Source organism: Caballeronia sp. LZ008, assembly GCF_031451435.1.
Taxonomy (GTDB): domain Bacteria; phylum Pseudomonadota; class Gammaproteobacteria; order Burkholderiales; family Burkholderiaceae; genus Caballeronia; species Caballeronia zhejiangensis.
In genome coordinates, this window is the sequence record NZ_JARUXK010000011.1 from 1 (window position 1) to 5363 (window position 5363).

A 5363-nucleotide genomic window follows, 5' to 3' on the forward strand; every position below is an offset into this window, starting at 1 on the left:
GTATCAAGAGTCTCACACGAAGTATCAGAGGAAGGTTTGTTCATCTTTGGATGGAATAAATCATCGTCAGTACGTTGAGTGAGCGACCTATTCGGAAGAATAGAAAACAGTAACAGGTATTGAACTGAAGAGTTTGATCCTGGCTCAGATTGAACGCTGGCGGCATGCCTTACACATGCAAGTCGAACGGCAGCACGGGGGCAACCCTGGTGGCGAGTGGCGAACGGGTGAGTAATACATCGGAACGTGTCCTGTAGTGGGGGATAGCCCGGCGAAAGCCGGATTAATACCGCATACGACCTAAGGGAGAAAGCGGGGGATCTTCGGACCTCGCGCTATAGGGGCGGCCGATGGCAGATTAGCTAGTTGGTGGGGTAAAGGCCTACCAAGGCGACGATCTGTAGCTGGTCTGAGAGGACGACCAGCCACACTGGGACTGAGACACGGCCCAGACTCCTACGGGAGGCAGCAGTGGGGAATTTTGGACAATGGGGGCAACCCTGATCCAGCAATGCCGCGTGTGTGAAGAAGGCCTTCGGGTTGTAAAGCACTTTTGTCCGGAAAGAAAACTTCGTCCCTAATATGGATGGAGGATGACGGTACCGGAAGAATAAGCACCGGCTAACTACGTGCCAGCAGCCGCGGTAATACGTAGGGTGCGAGCGTTAATCGGAATTACTGGGCGTAAAGCGTGCGCAGGCGGTCTGTTAAGACCGATGTGAAATCCCCGGGCTTAACCTGGGAACTGCATTGGTGACTGGCAGGCTTTGAGTGTGGCAGAGGGAGGTAGAATTCCACGTGTAGCAGTGAAATGCGTAGAGATGTGGAGGAATACCGATGGCGAAGGCAGCCTCCTGGGCCAACACTGACGCTCATGCACGAAAGCGTGGGGAGCAAACAGGATTAGATACCCTGGTAGTCCACGCCCTAAACGATGTCAACTAGTTGTTGGGGATTCATTTCCTTAGTAACGTAGCTAACGCGTGAAGTTGACCGCCTGGGGAGTACGGTCGCAAGATTAAAACTCAAAGGAATTGACGGGGACCCGCACAAGCGGTGGATGATGTGGATTAATTCGATGCAACGCGAAAAACCTTACCTACCCTTGACATGGTCGGAACCCTGCTGAAAGGTGGGGGTGCTCGAAAGAGAACCGGCGCACAGGTGCTGCATGGCTGTCGTCAGCTCGTGTCGTGAGATGTTGGGTTAAGTCCCGCAACGAGCGCAACCCTTGTCCTTAGTTGCTACGCAAGAGCACTCTAAGGAGACTGCCGGTGACAAACCGGAGGAAGGTGGGGATGACGTCAAGTCCTCATGGCCCTTATGGGTAGGGCTTCACACGTCATACAATGGTCGGAACAGAGGGTTGCCAAGCCGCGAGGTGGAGCCAATCCCAGAAAACCGATCGTAGTCCGGATCGCAGTCTGCAACTCGACTGCGTGAAGCTGGAATCGCTAGTAATCGCGGATCAGCATGCCGCGGTGAATACGTTCCCGGGTCTTGTACACACCGCCCGTCACACCATGGGAGTGGGTTTCACCAGAAGTAGGTAGCCTAACCGCAAGGAGGGCGCTTACCACGGTGGGATTCATGACTGGGGTGAAGTCGTAACAAGGTAGCCGTATCGGAAGGTGCGGCTGGATCACCTCCTTTCTCGAGCTTCGCACACGAAGTTAAGCGCTCACGCTTATCGGCTGTTGTTTGAAGACAGGCTTTGGGTCTGTAGCTCAGTCGGTTAGAGCACCGTCTTGATAAGGCGGGGGTCGTTGGTTCGAATCCAACCAGACCCACCACGGTCAAGATGAGTCAGGCAGTCAGTGAGGCTGCAGACGCAAGACGCGGGGGATTAGCTCAGCTGGGAGAGCACCTGCTTTGCAAGCAGGGGGTCGTCGGTTCGATCCCGTCATCCTCCACCAAGTCCTCAATGCGCAGTGTTTCGTGAAGCACTTTGCATTGGCGATTGAAAGCCAGTTGATGTCGCAGGCGAGTGAAGTGAGCTTGTCGGCTAAACGTTCTTTAACAATCTGGAAGAAGTAGTAAAGAGACTATCTAAAAGCACTTAGAGATGGGTGTGAGTCGGGTAGTCAGGGTAGTGATTGTATCAAGTATGAAAAGTGATCTTGATGATGACTTGGAATACGGCACAACGCGAATACTCAGCCTATGGCGAGGGTGGCTCGAGAGAGACACACTTGTTATAGGGTCAAGCGAACAAGTGCATGTGGTGGATGCCTTGGCGATCACAGGCGATGAAGGACGCGGTAGCCTGCGAAAAGTTGTGGGGAGCTGGCAAACGAGCTTTGATCCACAAATGTCCGAATGGGGAAACCCACTCCTAATGGAGTACCCACAACTGAATACATAGGTTGTGTGGAGCGAACGCGGTGAACTGAAACATCTAAGTAACCGCAGGAAAAGAAATCAACCGAGATTCCCAAAGTAGTGGCGAGCGAAATGGGATCAGCCTGTACTTTTTATCTTTGTTGTTAGTCGAACGCTCTGGAAAGTGCGGCCATAGCAGGTGATAGCCCTGTAGACGAAAACAGCGAGGAAGAACTAGGGGTACGACAAGTAGGGCGGGACACGTGAAATCCTGTCTGAAGATGGGGGGACCATCCTCCAAGGCTAAATACTCGTGATCGACCGATAGTGAACCAGTACCGTGAGGGAAAGGCGAAAAGAACCCCGGGAGGGGAGTGAAATAGATCCTGAAACCGCATGCATACAAACAGTCGGAGCCTGGAAACGGGTGACGGCGTACCTTTTGTATAATGGGTCAGCGACTTACGTTCAGTAGCGAGCTTAACTGATTAAGGCAGGCGTAGCGAAAGCGAGTCCGAACAGGGCGATCAGTTGCTGGGCGTAGACCCGAAACCAAGTGATCTATCCATGGCCAGGTTGAAGGTGCGGTAACACGTACTGGAGGACCGAACCCACTAACGTTGAAAAGTTAGGGGATGAGCTGTGGATAGGGGTGAAAGGCTAAACAAACTTGGAAATAGCTGGTTCTCTCCGAAAACTATTTAGGTAGTGCCTCGTGTATCACCTTCGGGGGTAGAGCACTGTCATGGTTGTGGGGTCCATTGCGGATTACTACGCCATAGCAAACTCCGAATACCGAAGAGTGCAATCACGGGAGACAGACATCGGGTGCTAACGTCCGGTGTCAAGAGGGAAACAACCCAGACCGCCAGCTAAGGTCCCAAAGATTGGCTAAGTGGGAAACGAAGTGGGAAGGCTAAAACAGTCAGGAGGTTGGCTTAGAAGCAGCCACCCTTTAAAGAAAGCGTAATAGCTCACTGATCGAGTCGTCCTGCGCGGAAGATGTAACGGGGCTCAAGCCAGTCACCGAAGCTGCGGATGCGTACGCAAGTACGTGTGGTAGGAGAGCGTTCCGTAAGCCTGCGAAGGTGCGTTGAAAAGCGTGCTGGAGGTATCGGAAGTGCGAATGCTGACATGAGTAGCGATAAAGGGGGTGAAAAGCCCCCTCGCCGTAAGCCCAAGGTTTCCTACGCAACGTTCATCGGCGTAGGGTGAGTCGGCCCCTAAGGCGAGGCAGAAATGCGTAGCTGATGGGAAGCAGGTCAATATTCCTGCACCATTGTTAGATGCGATGGGGGGACGGATCGCGGAAGGTTGTCCGGGTGTTGGACGTCCCGGTCGCTGCGTTGGAGAAGGCACTTAGGCAAATCCGGGTGCGTAATTCAAGGGCGTGGCGCGAGCTTCTTCGGAAGCGAAGCAATTGGAAGTGGTTCCAAGAAAAGCCTCTAAGCTTCAGTCTAACGATGACCGTACCGCAAACCGACACAGGTGGGCGAGATGAGTATTCTAAGGCGCTTGAGAGAACTCGGGAGAAGGAACTCGGCAAATTGGTACCGTAACTTCGGGATAAGGTACGCCCTTGTAGCTTGACTGGCCTGCGCCAGGAGGGTGAAAGGGTTGCAATAAACTGGTGGCTGCGACTGTTTAATAAAAACACAGCACTCTGCAAACACGAAAGTGGACGTATAGGGTGTGACGCCTGCCCGGTGCCGGAAGATTAAATGATGGGGTGCAAGCTCTTGATTGAAGTCCCGGTAAACGGCGGCCGTAACTATAACGGTCCTAAGGTAGCGAAATTCCTTGTCGGGTAAGTTCCGACCTGCACGAATGGCGTAACGATGGCCACACTGTCTCCTCCCGAGACTCAGCGAAGTTGAAGTGTTTGTGATGATGCAATCTCCCCGCGGCTAGACGGAAAGACCCCATGAACCTTTACTGTAGCTTTGCATTGGACTTTGAACCGATCTGTGTAGGATAGGTGGGAGGCTATGAAACCGGAACGCCAGTTTCGGTGGAGCCGTCCTTGAAATACCACCCTGGTTTGTTTGAGGTTCTAACCTTGGCCCGTGATCCGGGTCGGGGACAGTGCATGGTAGGCAGTTTGACTGGGGCGGTCTCCTCCCAAAGCGTAACGGAGGAGTACGAAGGTACGCTAGGTACGGTCGGAAATCGTGCTGATAGTGCAATGGCATAAGCGTGCTTAACTGCGAGACCGACAAGTCGAGCAGGTGCGAAAGCAGGTCATAGTGATCCGGTGGTTCTGTATGGAAGGGCCATCGCTCAACGGATAAAAGGTACTCTGGGGATAACAGGCTGATACCGCCCAAGAGTTCATATCGACGGCGGTGTTTGGCACCTCGATGTCGGCTCATCTCATCCTGGGGCTGTAGCCGGTCCCAAGGGTATGGCTGTTCGCCATTTAAAGAGGTACGTGAGCTGGGTTTAAAACGTCGTGAGACAGTTTGGTCCCTATCTGCCGTGGGCGTTGGATATTTGAAGGGGGCTGCTCCTAGTACGAGAGGACCGGAGTGGACGAACCTCTGGTGTACCGGTTGTGACGCCAGTCGCATCGCCGGGTAGCTATGTTCGGAAGAGATAACCGCTGAAAGCATCTAAGCGGGAAACTCGCCTTAAGATGAGATATCCCCGGGGCTTCGAGCCCCTTGAAGGGTCGTTCCAGACCAGGACGTTGATAGGTCAGGTGTGTAAGTGCAGTAATGCATTGAGCTAACTGATACTAATTGCCCGTAAGGCTTGATCCTATAACCAGTGTGTTTCACGTACTGACCTGGCGCCACAGCGCTTGGTCAATACCACCCCTGGTTGAGTATCGTTGTGCGACACTCACTCCCCAAACACTTCTACTTCTTCCCAGATTGGTTGTCGCGCCCACCCAGGCGAGACAACAACAAGTCATGCCTGATGACCATAGCGAGTCGGTCCCACCCCTTCCCATCCCGAACAGGACCGTGAAACGACTCCACGCCGATGATAGTGCGGATACCCGTGTGAAAGTAGGTAATCGTCAGGCTCCTCATGCT

Annotated in this window: 2 tRNA genes and 3 rRNA genes; all 5 read left to right on the top strand. The window is 53.3% G+C overall.

Annotation, left to right across the window (positions count from 1 at the left end):
• Positions 1-121 precede the first annotated feature (121 nt).
• Positions 122-1653, top strand: a 16S ribosomal RNA gene (locus tag QCE49_RS33420).
• 63 nt (positions 1654-1716) lie between these two features.
• Positions 1717-1793 (top strand) — tRNA-Ile (locus QCE49_RS33425).
• A 47-nt stretch (positions 1794-1840) separates the two neighbouring features.
• Positions 1841-1916, top strand: a tRNA-Ala gene (locus QCE49_RS33430).
• Between the two features lie 285 nt (positions 1917-2201).
• Positions 2202-5084 (top strand): 23S ribosomal RNA (locus QCE49_RS33435).
• A gap of 156 nt (positions 5085-5240) precedes the next feature.
• A 5S ribosomal RNA gene (rrf, locus tag QCE49_RS33440) occupies positions 5241-5353 on the top strand.
• Together the 16S, 23S and 5S rRNA genes with 2 tRNA genes alongside form the textbook arrangement of a ribosomal RNA operon.
• Positions 5354-5363 lie beyond the last annotated feature (10 nt).